We start from the raw sequence: 17,662 nt of genomic DNA, 5'->3' as shown, positions 1-17,662 counted from the left end.
TCATGGGATTCCCATCTCATGAAAACATAGGTCATTTTTTCATGAGTTTTCTAGGTTCCATCAAGGTAGTCACAGTGCCATCGACAGCGGCAGCAATTGAGCCAGAAAACCAGGAAGGCGAACGCCTGCTCGCCAGCGACATTCGCGCGCTCCGCAAGGCGCGCAGCATGACGCTCGCCGAAATAGCGCTGAAGCTTGGGCGTTCGATTGGATGGCTGAGCCAGGTGGAACGCGGCCTGTCGATCCCTTCGCTTGGCGACCTGCGGGCCTTTGCCGAACTGTTTGAAGTCCCGGTAAGCCTTTTCTTCAGCCACGATGTCCCTGACGAGAGTGAATGTGGCGTGATCGTCCGCGCCGGAAGGCGGCGCGCGCTCGGCACCACCGAAAGCGGCTTGATCGAGGAACTCCTTTCGCCCGACCTCGGCGGAAGCTTCGAGATGCTCCGCTCGGTTTTCGCACCCGGCGCGGAGCTGGCGGAACACGCACTGCGGCCAACCGAGGAGGCCGGCTACGTCGTCTCGGGCATTTTCGAGATTGAAATAGCGGGCAATTGGCATCGGCTGGAGGTAGGCGACAGTTTCCGCTTCGAGAACAAGCCGTTCCGTTGGCGCAATCCAGGCACCGAGCCGGCTGTGGTGATCTGGACCGTTTCACCGCCGGTGTATTGAAGCGGATTTGGGAGGATTGAATGGCTGATTTTCCAAAGACGGCGCGCGTGGTGATCATCGGCGGCGGTGCCGTCGGCACCTCCTCACTCTACCATCTCGCCAAGGCCGGATGGACCGACTGCGTGCTGCTGGAAAAGAACGAGCTCACCTCTGGCTCCACCTGGCACGCGGCAGGCAATGTCCCGACCTTTTCCACATCATGGTCGTTGATGAACATGCAGCGCTACTCGACCGAGCTTTACCGCGTGCTCGGCAAGGCGGTCGACTACCCTATGAACTACCACGTCACCGGTTCGCTGAGGCTTGCACACGGCAAGGAACGCATGCGCGAGTTCCAGCGGGCCAAGGGCATGGGCCGCTACCAGGGCATGGATATCGAAGTTGTCGGGGCCGACGAGATCAAGTCACGCTATCCGTTCATCGACACGCAAGACCTGCTCGGTGCCTTGTATGATCCGAGCGACGGCGACATCGACCCGGCCCAGCTTACCCAGGCATTGGCCAAGGGCGCGCGCGACATGGGAGCCAAGATCATCCGCTTCTGCCCCGTCACCGGCGTTCGCCGCGACAAGGGCGAATGGGTCGTAGAGACCGCGCAAGGCGAAATCCGCTGTGAGATCGTCGTCAACGCGGCCGGGTATCGGGCTGCCGAGGTTGGCAAGATGTTCGGACGCAAGGTGCCAATGATGGTGATGAGCCATCAGTACATCCTGTTCGAGGAGATTCCCGAACTCGCCGCATGGTCGAAGGAAGCCGGCCACAAGTTGCCGCTGCTGCGCGATGTCGATACGTCCTGGTATCTCAGGCAAGAGAAGAACGGCATGAATCTCGGCCCCTACGAGCGCAATTGCCGCGCGCATTGGGCCAGCGCCGATGATCGGATGCCGGAGGATTTCTCCTTCCAGCTCTTCCCTGACGACCTCGATCGCCTTGAGTACTATCTTGCCGATGCAGTTTCCCGCGTGCCTATCCTCGGCACCGCAGGTCTGTCCAAGGTCATCAATGGCCCAATTCCCTACGCCCCGGACGGCAACCCGCTGATCGGGCCTATGCCCGGCGTACCGAACGCTTTCGAAGCTTGCGTCTTCACTTTCGGAATTGCCCAGGCAGGCGGTGCTGGCAAGGTGCTGGCCGAATGGGTCACCGAAGGCCAGACGGAGTGGGACATGTGGTCCTGCGACCCGTGCCGCTTCACGCCCTTTGCCTCCGAACCGGATTACGCAGTCGCCAAGGGCATGGAAGTTTACGGCCACGAGTATGCGATCTACTTCCCGCGCCACGCCTGGCCGGCAGCGCGCAGCCGCAAGCTGTCGCCGATCCACGACCGCATCAAGGCGCTCGGCGCGCAGTTCGGCTCCGCAAATGGCTGGGAACGCGCCAACTGGTACGCACATCCAGGTGACGACACGTCCGAGGAGGCAACCCAGACCTTCCGCCGTGAAGGCCCATGGCAAAAGCGCATCCGTGAGGAGTGCCTCGCCGTGCGCGACGCAGCCGGCATCCTCGATTTGCCCGGTTTCTCGCGTTTCGAACTGGAGGGGCCAGGTGCTGCCGAATGGCTGAGCACCCAGATCACCGGTTCCGTGCCGAAACCGGGGCGCATCGGCCTCGCCTATTTTGCCGACGACAAGGGCCGCATCGTCACCGAAATGTCGGTCATGCGCCATTCCGAAGATGCGATGACCCTGATCACTGCAGCCGTTGCGCAACTGCATGATTTCGAATGGTTGAAGCGTCATATGCCTGATGATGCGCCGTTCACCTTGACCGACAGGACGGAGGAATATTCGACGCAGATCCTGTCCGGCCCGAAATCACGCGAAATCCTTGCCGATGTCGGCGTTGCAGACCTCACGATGCCTTGGCTCACCCATCAGGAAACAACCATCGCAGGCCGCCCGGCACGCTTGATCCGCGTCTCGTTCGCGGGCGAGCTCGGCTGGGAAATCCACACCAAGGTAGCGGACACGGCCACAGTCTTCGACGCGGTCTGGAAAGCCGGCCAGAAGCACGGCTTGAAGCCGTTCGGCATGTTCGCGCTGGACTCGCTCCGCCTAGAGAAGGGCTATCGCGCCTGGAAACAGGATCTTTCCACCGACTACTCCGTGCTTCAAGGCGGTCTGGAGCGTTTCGTGCGGTGGCAAAAGCCTGATTTCAGGGGCAAGACGGCCCTCGCCAACGAGAAGCAGCAGGGCGTTTCCAAGCGCTTTGTCACGCTGACAGTTGAAGACCCGGGCGAATGCGACGCCCCTTATATGTCGACGCTCTGGCATGACGGGAAGATCGTCGGCGAAACGCTGTCAGGAGGCTGGGGCCACCGGATAGACAAATCGATCGCGCTGGGCATGCTGCGCGCAGACCTCACCGAACCGGGAAGCACCGTCGAAGTCGAAATCTTCGGCGACCGTTTCAAGGCCGTCGTTCAGAAGGACGAACCGCTTTGGGACCCGGACAATCAAAGATTGAAAGCCTGATATATGCCCAAACCCTCGAACCGCATCTCCGGCATCCTATCCTCCGGCAAGGATGGCTGGGAAGTCCACTTTGCCGCGTGGTCACGCAAGCAGGCCGGCGAAGACATCATCATGCTGTCGGTCGGCGACCATGACTTCCACACGCCGGCAGAGACGGTGGAAGCCTGTGTCAGGGCCGTGCGCGCCGGCCACCACCACTATACGCAGCTTCCCGGCATTCCGGCACTCCGCGCCGCTATGGCCAAGCTGTCCACCCGTTGCACCGGCATTGAGACTTCGCCACAAGAAGTGATCGCCACTCCGGGTGGGCAAGCAGCCCTCTATGCCGCCGTGCAAGGCACCATCGACCAAGGCGGGCACGCCATCGTCGTAGCGCCATACTATGCCACCTATCCTGGCACCTTTCGGTCAGCGGGTGCGGATTTCACCGTTGTCGAAACTCGCGCCGAAGATGGCTTCCAGCCTGATGCCGCAGCTATCGAAAAAGCCGTCACACCCAAAACGCGCGCTATCCTCATCAACTCGCCGAATAATCCGACGGGTGCGGTTTACACTCGCGAATCCCTGGAAGGCATCGCGGATGTATGCCGCCGCCATGATCTCTGGCTGTTTTCAGACGAAGTCTATTGGACGCTCGGTGGCGGCGAACACCTTTCGCCCCGCGCATTGCCCGGCATGGCCGAGCGCACTTTGGTCATCAATTCGATGTCAAAGAGCCACGGCATGACCGGTTGGCGCATCGGCTGGTTGACCGGCCCTGAGCACTTCATCACCCTGCTCATCGACCTTAACCTCGTCTCCACCTATGGCATGCCGGACTTCATCTCGCGCGCTGCCATCGAGGCAATCGAGAACGACTATGGCGTGGCCGAGATTGCCCGGCGCTATGAGGCGCGCCGCAACCTGTTCATCGACGCCATGCGCGGCATGAACGAAGTCACCGTACGCGGCTCCGAAGGCGGCATGTATGTGATGCTCGACATCAGCGCTGTTGAACCCGATGACGAGAAATTCGCCTGGGCCTTCCTCGAAGCGGAAAAGGTCGGCGTCATGCCCGGGTCGAGTTTCGGTGACGCTGCTGCCGGCCACCTGCGCATCAGTATGTGCCAGCCGGAATCCGTACTTCTAGAGGCCGCGCGGCGCCTCCGGCACTTCGTTTCCATCTATCGTCGTGAGGCGGCATGAACGCTCAGTTCACAAGACCGCTACCTTCAAAGGCACGGGCCGTCATCATCGGCGGTGGCGTCTCGGGTTGTTCGGTAGCCTACCATCTGGCCAAGCTTGGCTGGACGGACATCGTGCTTCTCGAACGCAAGCAACTCACTTGCGGAACGACATGGCATGCGGCTGGCCTCATCGGCCAGTTGCGCGGCTCGCAGAACATGACGAGGTTGGCAAAATATTCCGCCGACCTCTACGTCAAGCTCGAGGAAGAAACCGGCGTCGGCACCGGCATGAGGCAGGTCGGCTCGATCACGGTGGCGTTGACCGAGGAGCGCAAGCACGAGATTTACCGGCAGGCCACTGTCGCCCGCGCCTTCGATGTCGATGTGCGTGAAATTTCGCCTGCCGAGGTCAAAGAGATGTACCCGCATCTCAACACCTCGGACGTCGTGGGAGCCGTGCATCTGCCGCTCGACGGCCAGTGTGACCCGGCCAACATCGCCATGGCGCTGGCCAAAGGCGCGCGCCAGCGCGGCGCAAAGATCGTCGAAGGCGTAAAGGTCACGAAAATTCACACAAGGAACGGGCGTGTCAGCGGCGTGTCGTGGGCTCAGGGCGACGATCAGGGGATCATCGAAACCGATATCGTCATCAACTGCGCCGGCATGTGGGCGCGTGAACTCGGCCAGCAAAATGGCGTCAACATTCCGCTCCATGCCTGCGAGCATTTCTACCTCGTCACCGAGCCAATTCCCAATCTATCCCGACTGCCGGTGCTGCGCGTTCCCGACGAGTGCTCCTACTACAAGGAAGACGCCGGCAAGATGATGCTGGGCGCATTCGAGCCGGTAGCCAAACCCTGGGGAATGAACGGCATCAGCGAAGATTTCTGCTTTGACCAGTTGCCAGAGGACATGGACCATTTCTCGCCCATCCTCGAAATGGGCATCAACCGCATGCCGATGCTGGAAACGGCCGGCATTCACACCTTCTTCAACGGCCCTGAAAGCTTCACCCCCGACGACCGCTACTACCTTGGCGAAGCCCCTGAACTCGGCGGCTATTGGGTCGCGGCAGGCTACAACTCCATCGGCATTGTCTCGTCCGGCGGCGCCGGCATGGCGCTCGCGCAATGGATCAATGACGGCGAAGCGCCTTTCGATCTTTGGGAAGTCGATATCCGTCGTATGCAGCCGTTCCAGAAGAACCGCCGATATTTGAAGGAGCGCGTCAGCGAAACTCTGGGACTGCTTTATGCAGATCATTTCCCCTACAGACAGGTGACGACGGCACGTGGTGTCCGCCGCTCACCCTTGCATGAACATATGAAGGCGCGCGGTGCCGTTTTTGGTGAAGTCGCAGGCTGGGAACGCGCCAACTGGTTCGCGCGAGACGGTCAGGAGCGCGAATACCGCTATTCATGGAAGCGGCAGAACTGGTTCGACAATCAGCGCGAGGAACATCTGGGAGTCCGTAATGGCGTCGGCCTGTTCGATATGACTTCCTTCGGCAAGATCAGGGTCGAAGGCCGTGATGCCTGCTCGTTCCTGCAACGGCTCTGTGCAAATGACGTTGATGTCGAGCCCGGCCGTATTGTCTACACGCAGATGCTCAATCATCGCGGCGGCATCGAAAGCGACCTCACAATAACCCGGCTTTCCGAAACTGCTTTTTTCCTCGTCGTTCCCGGAGCAACCCTGCAGCGCGATCTTGCATGGTTGAGAAAGCATCTGCGCGATGAGTTCGTCGTCATCACCGATGTCACCGCAGCGGAAAGTGTCCTCTGTATGATGGGCCCTCGCGCCCGCGACTTGATTCAAAAGGTAAGCCCGAACGATTTTTCCAACGAAAACAACCCGTTCGGAACATTTCAGGACATAGAAATTGGTCTCGGCGTGGCTCGCGCGCATCGCGTCACCTATGTCGGCGAGCTAGGCTGGGAACTTTACGTACCCACCGACCAAGCCGCCCACGTCTTTGAAGAGATCGAGACAGCAGGCGCGGATTTGGGATTGAAACTCTGCGGTCTGCACGTCCTTGATTCCTGTCGTATAGAAAAGGCATTCCGCCATTTCGGCCACGACATCACTGATGAGGACCATGTTCTTGAGGCTGGCCTCGGCTTTGCCGTGAAGATCGCCAAAGGCGACTTTATCGGCCGCGACGCAGTCATGCGGAAAAAGGAATCAGGCCTGTCACGGCGTCTTGTCCAATTTCGATTGAAAAACCCCGAGCCGCTCCTGTTCCACAATGAAGCTATCGTCAGAGACGGCAGGATCGTCGGCACCATCACCAGCGGCAATTACGGCCATCACCTCGGCGGCGCGATCGGATTGGGTTACGTACCAAGCGCCGGCGAAAGCGAGTTGGATTTGCTCGCCTCGTCCTACGAGATTGAAATTGCTGGCGAGCGCTTCGCCGCCGAAGCATCGCTGAAACCGATGTACGACCCAAAATCTGATCGGGTGCGGCAATAGCCTTTCCCCTCGCCCTGCCGCCCGGAAACGGCTAAAGCTCGCGACACAACAAACAACGATGCCGGAATTCGAAATGGGCGGGACGACAAGGCGAGCTTGGTGGGGCGACTACAAGGCCGCCGATTTTGCCGACATCGATCCGGAGGCGACCATCGCGGTACTACCGGTCGCGGCCATCGAGCAGCACGGCCCGCATCTGCCGATCTCGACCGACACTGCAATCATGACCGGTATGTTGGAAGCGGTGGTTTCGCGCCTGCCTGACGACCTCGACATGCGCATCTTGCCTATCCAGGCTGTCGGCAAATCCGACGAACATGTTTACGCGCCCGGCACACTGACCTTGTTGCCCGCAACCTTGATCGAGGCGTGGACGGAACTCGGTGCGTCCGTAGCCCGCTCCGGCGTAAAGAAGCTGGTTTTCGTTAATTCGCATGGCGGCAACGAAGAAATCATCGGCATCGTCGCCCGCAACCTTCGAGTTCGCTTCGACATGCTGGCAGTCAAGACAAGCTGGGAACGGTTCGGCCGCCCGCAGGGCTTGTTCAGCGATCTCGAAGTGCGCCAAGGCATCCATGGCGGCGACATCGAGACGTCGCTCATGCTGCATTTCAGGCCCGACCTTGTCGATATGCGCAAAGCTGAAAATTTCGTCTCTCGCACGGCAAAAGCAGAGCGTGAATTCGATCTGTTGAAACCTCAAAGCCCGCATGCCTTTGCTTGGATAGCCACCGACCTTAACCCGAACGGCGTCGTCGGAGACGCCGCAGCTGCAACCGCGGAAAAGGGCCGATTGACAGCCGAGCATCAGGCGGCAGGTTTCATCACCTTGTTGCAGGACGTGCGCAAGGCCAAGCTGGCCGACTGGCTCTCCTGACCAACGCGCTAGGCATCAAGTGACAGTTCAAACGGCGTACCTTCGAAGGCGTCAGCACCACGCCCGATGCCATTGATCGCACCGATCATGCGGCCCTGACGTCCTAGCAACGCATCGGCAACGGCTATCAGTCTGGGATTGGGCGTTGCCGAGGGCGATAGCCAACGCAGCGTTGCCGCCAGTTCCTTCTCGTCGCGCTCGGGCCTGAGCGCGGCCGTAATGATGTACGCCGCCGCTGTCGAGCGGCTGATACCGGCATAGCAGTGAACGACCAACGGACGTGCCCGGTCCCAACCATATGCGAAGTCGAGCAAGCTGCGCACATGAGTTTCGCCGGGCAATGTCATGCCGCTCTGGGCTTCGGCAATATCGTTCATCGCAAGATTGAGGTGGTTTTCACTGGCAATCGACGCTGGCCGCGTCATCACAGTGCCGGCGGCCAAAAGCGAAATGAGGCGCTCCGGCCCAACCCGGGCAACCGTTTCATCAAGCTTCGACAAAGGGCAAACGTGGATCAAAGGTTTACTCCTGCTCTTTCCGTCTCTGACCACGCAGCCAGTGCATATCCCAGCCGTTGCCACTCTTCCTCAACGCCGGGCAATCCGATGCGAAGCACATTTGGGCGATCCGCGAAATGCCGCAGCAGGATACCGCGTTCGCCGAGTGCTAAAAACAGCGATCCTGCCCGCTCGAAATCGATGTACCGAAACAGCGACGTCCCTCCTGAAACCGGCACACCATGGAGACCCAGCAACTCATCCAGCCGGGCTGCTTGCAGGCGCAATACCGCCCTCGTAGCGTCCTGCCATCCGGTGTCGCCCAGCGCCAGGATTCCATATTCCAGCGCCGGCCCCGCCACCGCCCAAGGCCCGAACTGTGCAGCCAGCCGGCTCGCCATCGCTTCGCCAGCCAACGCAAAACCCAGCCGCACCCCTGCCAAGCCGAAGAACTTGCCGAAGGATCGCAACACGACCATGCCGCCTTGCCCCACGTCCCCGGCGAGGCTCTGCTCGTGCGGCCCGACATCCATGAATGCCTCATCGACCACCAGCAGCCCGCCCTCGACGCGCAGCGACGCAGCAAGTCCCAGAAGCCATTCACGTTCAATCACCCGACCGTCCGGATTGTTTGGGTTGACGACGACGGCAAGGTCTGCCCCGCGCAATTCTTCGAACCGGGAAACTTCCTCGACCTGATGACCGGCAATTGCAGCCGCACGCGCATGCTCGGCGTAGGTCGGTCCAAGCACACGGGCTTTCCCCGGCTCAACAAGAGAAGCCACCCGCGGCAAAAGTATCTGAGTTCCGGGTGCGGCCACCACTTGCGCCGCTGATCGAACTCCGTACGCAGCAGCGGCAACCGCCACTAACTCGTCAGCACGCGCTTGTTCAGGCAATCGCGACAAGGCTGTGGCGGGCATATCGAAAAGCGGATAGGAGTGCGGGTTGATCCCGGTCGAAAGGTCGACGAACGGTTCCGGCGCTTGCGGAAACAGCGCCTTGGCCCGGCCGAGGCTTCCGCCATGATCGACCGCCGCAGCCACGTCGTCCGGAATTTTCATGTCGATCCTGATTGCCTTCGTTTCACTGGTCATCGAATTGCCGTTCGGATATCCGGACCGAATCTATCGCGCGATTGGTCACCCGGTCACATGGATCGGCAAGCTGATATCCTTTCTGGATACGCGGCTCAACCGCGCCTCCCAGGCCGACACCATGCGTCGCCTGTGGGGAATTGCGTCGCTTGTCATCCTAATCCTGATCCCGGCGTCAATCGCCGCAGCAATCAGCTTCTTCCTTGGCGATAGCGCGTTAGCTTTGCTGCTCACTGCCATAATTGCCACCTCCCTCCTTTCACAGCGCAGCCTTGCCGTTCACGTGCAGGCGGTGGCCGACGCGCTGGACACCGGCGGATTAGCGGAGGGGCGAAAGGCCGTCTCGATGATTGTCGGCCGCGACCCTGAAAAACTTGACGAGGCCGGCGTAAGCCGCGCAGCCATAGAGAGCCTCGCCGAGAATTTTTCCGACGGCATCGTCGCACCGGCCTTCTGGCTAGGAGCCGGTGGGCTCGTCGGCGGCGTCGCTTACAAGGCTGCCAACACCGCCGATTCCATGATCGGCCATCGCACTCCGCGCCACGAAGCGTTCGGCTGGGCAGCAGCGCGCTTCGACGATCTGATCAATCTGCCGGCCTCGCGCCTTACCGCGCTACTCATCGTGATCGCCGCCTATTTCGTCAAGGATGCGGACGCGAAGCGCGCATGGCATGCCGTGAGGCGCGATGCCGGCAAGCATCGCTCACCAAACGCCGGCTGGCCGGAATCCGCCATGGCCGGTGCACTCGGCCTAGCGCTGGCCGGTCCGCGCATATATGGCGGTGTCGTGGTCGAGGACGCCTTTATGGGCGAAGGCGGAAGACGCGAGGCGAGCAGTGCCGATATCAGGCGTGCGCTCAGCCTTTATCGAATGGCCGATGCGCTATTGATCCTGCTATTTTCCGTCCTTTCAGTGCTCGTACTTGTCTAGCAGCCTGCTCAGAACTCGATGCCTTGCTGCGCCTTAACGCCAGCCGCGAAATGATGCTTGGTGGAGCCCATCTCCGTCACAAGATCCGCCGCCTCGACCAATGCCGGCTTGGCGTTGCGGCCAGTGATCACCACGTGCAGCCCTTCGCGCCGCGCCTTAAGGGCCGCGATCACCTTGTCAAGGTCGAGATACTCGTAACGCAACGCGATGTTCAACTCGTCGAGCACCAGCAGGCTGATCGTCGGGTCAGCCATTAACTCGAGCGTTTTTGCCCATGCCGCTTCAGCGGCGGCAATGTCGCGCTTCAAGTCCTGCGTTTCCCAAGTGAACCCCTCGCCCATCGTATGCCAGGAAACACGATCCCCGAACGCGGCGAGCGCATCTTTTTCGCCCGTATGCCAGGCACCCTTGATGTACTGCACGACGCCTACCCGCTTGCCGTAGCCAAGCATGCGCAAGGCCAGGCCGAAGGCGGCCGTCGACTTGCCCTTGCCGGGACCGGTATTGACGATCAACAGCCCCTTCTCGACCGTCTTCTTCGCCACCTCTGCGTCCTGCACCGCCTTGCGCTTAGCCATTTTCGCGCGGTGTCGTTCAGCTTCCTTGTCGTCGATTGTCTGATCGGGGGTATTCGTCATGTCATTTCACCTTGAGCGGCAATCCCGCCACCATGAGAAGCACTGTATCGGCAACCGCAGCAATCTTTTGATTCAACCGCCCTGCCTCGTCTCGAAAGCGTCTGGCCAAGGCATTGTCGGGCACGATGCCCTGACCGACTTCGTTGGAAACGACGAACCACGGCCCGCGCGGGTGGGCCAGAACCTCGGTCAACCGCAAGCATTCGGCCTCAAGATCGTGGTTGGCCAGCATGTGGTTGGTCAGCCACAATGTCAGGCAGTCGATCAACACCGACCTTTCGGCTGGCAGCGCCTCGATCGCGCCGACCAGATCGAACGGCGCATCCACCGTCAGCCAACCCTCGCCACGCCGCGAACGGTGCATGGCAATGCGTTCGCGCATTTCGTCGTCATAGGCTTCCGCCGTCGCAATATAGGTCCAGGGTCGTGGCAGTGCTGTCAGCAATTCCTCGGCGTGCCTGCTTTTACCCGACCGGGCGCCGCCAATGATGAATGTCAGGCTTTCCATGCTGGCGACCAATTCTCCATATTTTTCCGCGCAGGCCACTTTTCTCCTAACGGAAAGATGTCTCTGGCGCCAAATCGAATTGCGACACCCATTGCGATGGCCTCGTCGCCGCAAGCCAATGATTGACAAACGCGCTTGTCGGGTGTGGGCTCTGCCGAGAGGGTTGTTCCATGCAGCCAAGTCCGAGCGAAGGCAATCCGTACAACGGCCTGACAAGGCTTGAGCCCACCCTGCCGTCAGCGAGCTATTGGGATGAAGCGAGCTACAGGCAGGATCTGGAGGCGATCTGGTACCGCAACTGGATTTTCGCTTGCCGGGAAGCTGATCTTGCCGAGCCGTTGGCTTTTCGCCGGTTCCGCATTGGAACGCAGGAGATTTTCGTCCTGCGCGATGAAACAGGCACTTTGCGCGCCTTTTTCAACACCTGTCGCCATCGCGGGTCGCAACTCTGCCGGCAGGAATCTGGACGCCTCAAGGCAAGGCTGATCACCTGCCCGTATCATGCCTGGAGCTACACATTGCGCGGAGAACTCGCCCGCGTGCCTTCAAAAGCCATGCCGGAGGGCTTCGACAAGGCGGACTATCCGCTTTATCCGGTCGCGCTGACCATTTGGCGCGGCTTCGTCTTCGTCAATTTGGTGCAGACCCCGGAAATCTCAACGCAGACGATCTTCGATCCAGCTTCAGGCGATCTCACCAACTGGCCTTTGGAGGATCTGGTCAGCGGCCATTCATTCAGCAAGGTGATGAACTGCAACTGGAAGATCTTCTGGGAGAACTTCAACGAATGTCTTCACTGCCCAGGTATTCACAAGGACCTGTCCAAACTGGTGCCAATCTACGGGCGCGGCCTGATGACCCGCCATGACGACCCCGAATGGATGCATCATGCAGACAATGACGCACCTGAATTTTCAGGGAAGCTGCGGCCCGGAGCTGAAACGTGGTCGCGCGATGGTTTTGCGCACGGTCCGGTTTTCAGCGGCCTGACCGATGCCGAGCGCGAGGCAGGCCAGACCTATGTCACCAGTATGCCGTCCATGTTCATTGTCGGTCACATAGACTACGTCCGTGTCGTGCGCCTTGTTCCCCTCGGGCCGGAACATACCGAGCTTACCGCCGAGTGGCTGTTTCTCCCCGAAGCTGTGGCGGCGCCACGATCCAACATAGACAACATCATTGCCTTCGGAACACAGGTGTTGGAAGAGGACGCGGCGATATGCGAAACCAACCAGCTCGGCCTGCGCGCAAGACCTCATCAGGCTGGGGTCCTTATGCCCGAGGAGTATGAGCTTTCCCGCTTTCACAACTGGGTAAAAGAGCAACACGCAGCCATCGACGCGTAACGAGGCAGCCTACATCGATTTCGGAACGTAGCGCCACGTAACGATGCCACATACCACCATAAGACAGCCAAGCGTAACGAAGACCGACCCAAGACCAAAAAACGTCAGCACGACCGAATAGACCATCGGCGGCGTAAGTTCGGAAAAGTCCAGATAGGTACGGTAGACAGCCGCCATTTGCGGGCGCTCGTACGAATGAACCGAACGCATAAAAACGGTCGAGCCGAGCGCATCGAGCGCAATGGTAAAAAACGCACCGCACAACAACAGCCCGCCCGTGAGCAGCGGCGCCGCGGTGCCGACAGCACCGGCAGCGAATAAAGCGATTGCCATGGCGATGAAGGCCAGCGTCATTGTCGGGCGCGCGCCGAAGCGCTTACCTGCCTTGCCCCAGAATATCGCCATGAACAGCAAGGCATTTCCGGCAGATATGAGCAATCCGCCGGCGATCTCGCCCTGCCCGGCAATAACCATGAACAGAGGTCCATAAACGAAGAAAGTCGTCCAGAAACATGACCGTCCGAACGCAATGAGCCAAGCCAGCCGAAGACGGGGTTGCGAAATGAAGCGACCTATGTTGGCAAGCGGATTGACTGCGCGGCTCTTGCCGGCCGCAATGAGCGGATTGTCGCTTAGCCGGTAAAACCAGAACAGGCCAAGCAGCACGAAGGCAAAGATCGCCACCGCACCGTGGGCCGCATAGATGCCAAAGTGGGTGTAGAGAAAGATGCCCATGGTCGGGCCGCCTGTCCACGCAACCATCGACCACGCCATCCTGAGAGATTCGGATCGCATGAAGTCCGTCTTGCGAATGTGGTCCATTATGTAGAGGTTGAGCGTTATCGACAGCGCGCTCGCCCCCATTACCCTGCACAGCATGCCCAGCATCTGGCCGAACAGTGTATGGGTGATGAAGAATAGCGACCCGACAGCCAGCAGGCAGGCCCCGGCTGTATAAACCCAGCGCCTGGCAAATCGCCTTATCAGTACCGGCATGAACAGCGTGACCGACAACCCCAGAAGCGAGACTACGGTGTAGAGTATTGATACCGTCTGCTCGTTCTGCAGGATTTCATAGGCCTGGATCGGAATAACGCTCGAAACCGTGGCGCGGGCGAAGGACTCGGTGGCATAAAGCGACGCAAACGTGCGTGCCCCGGCGGGACGCACCGCCGAAAGCCACATAGGATGCCGCACATGGGTACCCATAGGCTCCTCCGGGACCGAATCCATTGAAAGGATTCGCTAGGCAAATCTGCAATTGCGAATGCAGTGCCAGTAGCAGGAAATCGACACTCCGAAGCCGAAAAACGAAGCCGACCAAAGGCTTTCCTTCACTGGACCAACTGGTTAGACGCTCCATTTCTGCTGCTTCGGCTCCGAAAGCCGTGATAGGGATTGCCAGGGTCGGGACCTAAGGGACGACCGAGACGGGACACACATGACTGAAGCAATGGCAGATACCGGCAAAGTGCCACGGCGGCGCATCGTTGCCATCGACATTGCTCGTGGGGCCGCGCTGCTGGCCATGGCCAGCTACCATTTCACATGGGATTTGGAGTTTTTCGGCTACGCATCGGCAGGATTGACCGAATTCGGCGGCTGGAAACTCTACGCCCGCTTTATCGCATCGACATTCCTGTTTCTTGTTGGTGTAAGCCTCGTCCTGGCGCATGCGCATGAAATCCGCTGGAACGGATTCTGGAAGCGCTTTGGTATGGTTGTGGCGGCCGCTGCCGCGATTACACTTGCAACCTATTTCGCCACGCCAAATGCCTTCATTTTCTTCGGTATCCTGCATCAGATCGCCCTGGCCAGTCTGCTCGGCCTGGCATTTCTGCGCCTGCCCTCATGGCTTACCTTGGTCGCAGCCGTGGTCGTTATCGCAGCTCCCCACTATCTGCGTTCGCCGTTTTTCGACCACCCATCGCTATGGTGGGTAGGGCTCTCGGCGATCCCGCCCCGTTCGAACGACTACGTCCCACTCTTTCCATGGTTCGGCGCAGTGCTGGCAGGTATGGCGGCAACGAAGTTCGCAGGCTCCATTGGCTTTCTGGCGTGGCTGGCAGACCGCAGGCTTTTCCGCGCGGCGCGCCCGCTCGAGCTTGCTGGCCGCCACAGCCTCGCCTTCTACCTCATCCACCAACCTGTTCTGATCGCCTGCGTCTGGCTGTTTTCACAAATCTGGCCAGCCCAGTTCGCAAGCCTCGAAACAGGTTTTATGAGTTCCTGCCAAGCGTCATGTCAGGAGATGCGCGACGCCGATTTCTGTCCCCGCTACTGCGCCTGCATGCTCGACGAACTGAAGGTCGACGATGGCCTCGACAAGCTGTCCAAAGCCGACCAAACTGCCGACTTCAAGCGCCATGTCGGCGATCTCGCGGCTCAATGCACAGCAAGCACCGACGCAGGCGTCTCGGGGGGAGCAGTGCAATGACGACAGCAACAAGATCGAGCGGAATTCCCTGGCCCCCACTGATCTACATGGCAGCAATCGGCGGGGCAGTCGTTCTGGGGCTGCTCGTGCCACTGCCCTGGATCACCGGACCACTGGGAGACATTTTGTTTGCCATTGGCTGGCTCGTCATCCTCGCTGTCGTCGCCCTGTGGATAACCTCAGTTCGTACCCTGACACGCGCCAAAACGACGTTGAACCCTACCGGCGAGCCCAGCCATCTGGTCACCAGCGGACCCTACGCCATTACGCGAAACCCGCTCTACCTTGCCAACACACTCCTGATGATAGGTGTCGGCCTCATGTCGGGCATCTTGTGGTTCATACTGCTGGCGTTCATCGCCGCATTCACCACGCAGAAAGTGTCCATCGAATTCGAGGAGAAGATGCTTTCCACGAAATTCGGCAAGAAATACAAGGATTACGCAAAGAAAGTTAGGCGCTGGATTTAAGCGCACACCAAGGTGCGGGCAATCGGTTGGAACAAGCTTCAGGTGTTTACGCCAAGTTCCGCCAACCGCTCGACACAAGACTCTTCCGCCTGATCAAGCTCGGCAAGCGTATCTTCGAGATCACGGCGTTTCTGGCGTAGTTCCTCGCGCTTTTCCTCGATGCGCTTGATCATCAGGTTGAGCTGCCCCACTTCGCCGGGCGGCTCCCTGTACATCTGGATGATTTCACGTATTTCGCTGATGGCGAAACCCAGCCTCTTCCCGCGAAGAATCTGGCGGATCAGATGCCGGTCGGAGGGTCGGAACAAACGGGTGCGGCCGCGCCGAACCGGCTGAACCAACCCCTCGTCTTCATAAAAGCGCAGCGTACGCGTCGAGATCCCGAACTCACGGGTCAGTTCGGTGATCGAATAGTATTCCCGCATCGTCACCCCGCGCATCGAGGCATGCTCGCGTTGATTTTCAACCATACGCTGCCCCTGTTCGACCGCCCCAGCGCTACACAACGGAATCGCTGCCGTTGCTGCGGGCGGAACTTCGCACGTCACTTACGTAACAGTCAATTGAGGCACGCACCCAGGAGTTGGCTTAGTACAACCATCAAGTGACGCCGAACCACCATGTCGCAAGACCGAGGAAGGCGAAAAACCCGACGACATCGGTAACGGTGGTCACAAACACCGCTGACGCGACCGCCGGATCGACACCAAACCTGTCCAGAAAAAGCGGGATCAGGATGCCCGCAAGTGCCGCGACAAACATGTTGATGATCATGGCGGCCGCAATAATACCACCGAGATTGGGATCGCTGAACCAAGTCGCAGCCACAATGCCGATCAGGATCGCGAAAACCACGCCGTTGATGAATCCCACGCCCATTTCACGGCGAATAATGCGCCAGGCATTGTAGATATCCAGATCTTTGGTCGCCAGCGCGCGCACCGTCACCGTCATCGTCTGCGAGCCGGCATTTCCGCCCATACCGGCAACGATGGGCATCAACACCGCAAGCGCCACGATATGTTCAATCGTCTGGTCAAACAGTCCTATGACCGACGCCGCGAGAAAAGCGGTGAAGAGGTTGACCAGCAGCCATGGCACCCGCGAGCGCGACGTAGCAAAAACGGTATCGGACAGTTCCTCGTCGCCGACGCCGCCCATGCGCATCAGGTCTTCCTCGGCTTCCTGCTGGATGACGTCGACGACGTCATCGATGGTCAGGATGCCGACGAGGCGCTCGTTTTCATCCACCACGGCAGCGGACAAAAGGTCATATTGCTCGAACTCGCGCGCCGCCTCCTCCTGATCCATCGTGGCCGGGATAGCGTGACGCGTTTCATGCATGATCTCCTCGACCTTGACGGTCCGCTTGGTGCGAAGGATCTGGTCAAGATCGATGGCGCCAAGCAGCTTGAAGGTCGGGTCTATGACAAATATCTGGCTGAAACGCTCGGGCAGATCGTTGTCCTCGCGCATGTAATCGATCGTCTGGCCAATAGTCCAGAACGGCGGCACAGCGACGAATTCGGTCTGCATGCGCCGGCCGGCCGTCTCTTCCGGATAGTCGAGCGACCGCCTGAGCCTGATGCGCTCGGTGAAAGGCAGTTGCGACAGGATCTCGTCCTGGTCCTCCTGATCGAGGTCCTCTAGGATGTAGACGGCATCGTCGGAATCGAGTTCCTGCACCGCCTGTGCGATTTGCGCATTGGGCAGATTATCGACGATATCGAGACGGATCGCCTCGTCAACTTCCGTCAGCGCTGAAAAGTCGAAGTCGGTGCCAAGCAGTTCGACCAGCGTCAGTCGTTGCTCAGGCTGCAGCGCCTCCAGCAAATCGCCCAGTTCGGATTGGTGCAGCGCACCTACATCCTGCTTCAGTGTCAGGGTGTCGCGGTCGGCAATGGCCGCGCCGATATGCGCCAGGAAAGGGGCGAGGATAACGCCATCTTCGCCATAGATGTCGTCGCGAGCCGCCTTGGCGGCCGGAGCGCCGGTCGCTGGTTCGTCCTGGCCTTCCAAACCTGCCTCGTACTCTGCTTTCGGGGAAATTCTCCGTAGGTCTAGAGCATCTCGGGGCA

At 59.7% G+C, this 17,662-nt stretch carries 16 protein-coding genes; 9 read left to right on the top strand and 7 right to left on the bottom strand.

Annotated features, from left to right (window positions below):
• Window positions 1-125 precede the first annotated feature (125 nt).
• From ASD50_RS15790 to ASD50_RS15770, 5 genes are read left to right on the top strand one after another with little or no spacing between them, the layout of a single operon-like run.
• On the top strand, window positions 126-668 hold the full coding sequence (locus ASD50_RS15790; protein ID WP_056243753.1) for a helix-turn-helix domain-containing protein: 543 nt from the start codon (window positions 126-128) through the stop codon (window positions 666-668).
• Window positions 669-688: 20 nt separating this feature from the next.
• Window positions 689-3,142 carry a GcvT family protein gene (locus tag ASD50_RS15785; protein ID WP_056243101.1) on the top strand — a complete coding sequence of 818 codons (2,454 nt, stop codon included), beginning with the start codon at window positions 689-691 and terminating at the stop codon, window positions 3,140-3,142.
• A gap of 3 nt (window positions 3,143-3,145) precedes the next feature.
• Complete coding sequence (locus ASD50_RS15780) at window positions 3,146-4,327, top strand: pyridoxal phosphate-dependent aminotransferase (RefSeq protein ID WP_056243099.1); 1,182 nt, start codon at window positions 3,146-3,148, stop codon at window positions 4,325-4,327.
• Window positions 4,324-6,783 (top strand): GcvT family protein, encoded by a 2,460-nt coding sequence (locus ASD50_RS15775; protein ID WP_056243098.1) that lies wholly within the window; start codon window positions 4,324-4,326, stop codon window positions 6,781-6,783. The genes ASD50_RS15780 and ASD50_RS15775 overlap by 4 nt, the downstream gene beginning before the upstream one ends.
• 58 nt (window positions 6,784-6,841) lie before the next feature.
• Window positions 6,842-7,660 (top strand): creatininase family protein, encoded by an 819-nt coding sequence (locus tag ASD50_RS15770; RefSeq protein ID WP_244484551.1) that lies wholly within the window; start codon window positions 6,842-6,844, stop codon window positions 7,658-7,660.
• Window positions 7,661-7,668: 8 nt separating this feature from the next.
• Here the strand turns inward: ASD50_RS15770 and ASD50_RS15765 are convergent, their stop codons facing one another.
• Window positions 7,669-8,178 carry a tyrosine phosphatase family protein gene (locus ASD50_RS15765; protein WP_056243093.1) on the bottom strand — a complete coding sequence of 170 codons (510 nt, stop codon included), beginning with the start codon at window positions 8,176-8,178 and terminating at the stop codon, window positions 7,669-7,671.
• Window positions 8,175-9,221 (bottom strand): threonine-phosphate decarboxylase CobD, encoded by a 1,047-nt coding sequence (cobD, locus tag ASD50_RS15760; RefSeq protein ID WP_056243090.1) that lies wholly within the window; start codon window positions 9,219-9,221, stop codon window positions 8,175-8,177. Before cobD ends, ASD50_RS15765 begins: the two co-directional genes overlap by 4 nt.
• Between cobD and cbiB the strand changes: the two genes are divergently transcribed.
• Window positions 9,220-10,185, top strand: coding sequence for an adenosylcobinamide-phosphate synthase CbiB (gene cbiB / locus ASD50_RS15755; protein WP_056243087.1), 966 nt, complete (start codon window positions 9,220-9,222; stop codon window positions 10,183-10,185). The two genes, cobD and cbiB, sit on opposite strands and share 2 nt — an antisense overlap.
• 8 nt (window positions 10,186-10,193) lie before the next feature.
• Here cbiB and cobO read toward each other — a convergent pair whose 3' ends face one another.
• Both cobO and cobU read right to left on the bottom strand, forming a co-directional pair.
• Window positions 10,194-10,823: a cob(I)yrinic acid a,c-diamide adenosyltransferase gene (gene cobO, locus ASD50_RS15750; protein WP_056243085.1), complete on the bottom strand. Its 630-nt coding sequence runs from the start codon at window positions 10,821-10,823 to the stop codon at window positions 10,194-10,196.
• Between the two features lies 1 nt (window position 10,824).
• Window positions 10,825-11,331 (bottom strand): bifunctional adenosylcobinamide kinase/adenosylcobinamide-phosphate guanylyltransferase, encoded by a 507-nt coding sequence (gene cobU / locus ASD50_RS15745; RefSeq protein WP_056243750.1) that lies wholly within the window; start codon window positions 11,329-11,331, stop codon window positions 10,825-10,827.
• Window positions 11,332-11,501: 170 nt separating this feature from the next.
• On the opposite strand from cobU, the gene ASD50_RS15740 reads away from it, so the two are divergent.
• Window positions 11,502-12,677 (top strand): aromatic ring-hydroxylating oxygenase subunit alpha, encoded by a 1,176-nt coding sequence (locus tag ASD50_RS15740; RefSeq protein WP_056243082.1) that lies wholly within the window; start codon window positions 11,502-11,504, stop codon window positions 12,675-12,677.
• Between the two features lie 9 nt (window positions 12,678-12,686).
• On the opposite strand, the gene ASD50_RS15735 is transcribed toward ASD50_RS15740, so the two are convergent.
• Window positions 12,687-13,886, bottom strand: a complete 1,200-nt coding sequence (locus ASD50_RS15735; protein ID WP_056243081.1) for an MFS transporter — start codon at window positions 13,884-13,886, stop codon at window positions 12,687-12,689.
• Between the two features lie 232 nt (window positions 13,887-14,118).
• On the opposite strand from ASD50_RS15735, the gene ASD50_RS15730 reads away from it, so the two are divergent.
• Both ASD50_RS15730 and ASD50_RS15725 read left to right on the top strand, forming a co-directional pair.
• Window positions 14,119-15,114 (top strand): heparan-alpha-glucosaminide N-acetyltransferase, encoded by a 996-nt coding sequence (locus ASD50_RS15730; RefSeq protein ID WP_056243079.1) that lies wholly within the window; start codon window positions 14,119-14,121, stop codon window positions 15,112-15,114.
• On the top strand, window positions 15,111-15,584 hold the full coding sequence (locus ASD50_RS15725; RefSeq protein WP_056243077.1) for a methyltransferase family protein: 474 nt from the start codon (window positions 15,111-15,113) through the stop codon (window positions 15,582-15,584). The genes ASD50_RS15730 and ASD50_RS15725 overlap by 4 nt, the downstream gene beginning before the upstream one ends.
• Before the next feature lie 38 nt (window positions 15,585-15,622).
• Here ASD50_RS15725 and ASD50_RS15720 read toward each other — a convergent pair whose 3' ends face one another.
• Together ASD50_RS15720 and mgtE are read right to left on the bottom strand one after the other, a co-directional pair.
• Complete coding sequence (locus ASD50_RS15720) at window positions 15,623-16,009, bottom strand: MerR family transcriptional regulator (protein ID WP_056243748.1); 387 nt, start codon at window positions 16,007-16,009, stop codon at window positions 15,623-15,625.
• A 175-nt stretch (window positions 16,010-16,184) separates the two neighbouring features.
• A complete protein-coding gene (gene mgtE, locus ASD50_RS15715; protein ID WP_056243074.1) occupies window positions 16,185-17,603 on the bottom strand; it encodes a magnesium transporter in 1,419 nt (472 codons plus the stop codon).
• Between the last annotated feature and the right edge of the window lie 59 nt (window positions 17,604-17,662).

It is taken from the genome of Mesorhizobium sp. Root552 (assembly GCF_001427285.1).
GTDB lineage: Bacteria > Pseudomonadota > Alphaproteobacteria > Rhizobiales > Rhizobiaceae > Mesorhizobium.
This window is presented reverse-complemented; position numbering and strand designations above follow the sequence as displayed.

Excerpts from the sequence above, each read along its gene's own strand:
- ASD50_RS15720 (WP_056243748.1), bottom strand. The coding sequence starts at position 16,009 with ATGCGGGAATACTATTCGATCACCGAACTGACCCGTGAGTTCGGGATC.
- ASD50_RS15785 (WP_056243101.1), top strand. The coding sequence starts at position 689 with ATGGCTGATTTTCCAAAGACGGCGCGCGTGGTGATCATCGGCGGCGGT.
- ASD50_RS15780 (WP_056243099.1), top strand. The coding sequence starts at position 3,146 with ATGCCCAAACCCTCGAACCGCATCTCCGGCATCCTATCCTCCGGCAAG.
- ASD50_RS15735 (WP_056243081.1), bottom strand. The coding sequence starts at position 13,886 with ATGGGTACCCATGTGCGGCATCCTATGTGGCTTTCGGCGGTGCGTCCC.
- cbiB (WP_056243087.1), top strand. The coding sequence starts at position 9,220 with ATGTCGATCCTGATTGCCTTCGTTTCACTGGTCATCGAATTGCCGTTC.
- cobD (WP_056243090.1), bottom strand. The coding sequence starts at position 9,221 with ATGAAAATTCCGGACGACGTGGCTGCGGCGGTCGATCATGGCGGAAGC.
- ASD50_RS15725 (WP_056243077.1), top strand. The coding sequence starts at position 15,111 with ATGACGACAGCAACAAGATCGAGCGGAATTCCCTGGCCCCCACTGATC.
- cobU (WP_056243750.1), bottom strand. The coding sequence starts at position 11,331 with ATGGAAAGCCTGACATTCATCATTGGCGGCGCCCGGTCGGGTAAAAGC.
- ASD50_RS15740 (WP_056243082.1), top strand. The coding sequence starts at position 11,502 with ATGCAGCCAAGTCCGAGCGAAGGCAATCCGTACAACGGCCTGACAAGG.
- cobO (WP_056243085.1), bottom strand. The coding sequence starts at position 10,823 with ATGACGAATACCCCCGATCAGACAATCGACGACAAGGAAGCTGAACGA.
- ASD50_RS15730 (WP_056243079.1), top strand. The coding sequence starts at position 14,119 with ATGACTGAAGCAATGGCAGATACCGGCAAAGTGCCACGGCGGCGCATC.
- ASD50_RS15770 (WP_244484551.1), top strand. The coding sequence starts at position 6,842 with ATGCCGGAATTCGAAATGGGCGGGACGACAAGGCGAGCTTGGTGGGGC.
- ASD50_RS15775 (WP_056243098.1), top strand. The coding sequence starts at position 4,324 with ATGAACGCTCAGTTCACAAGACCGCTACCTTCAAAGGCACGGGCCGTC.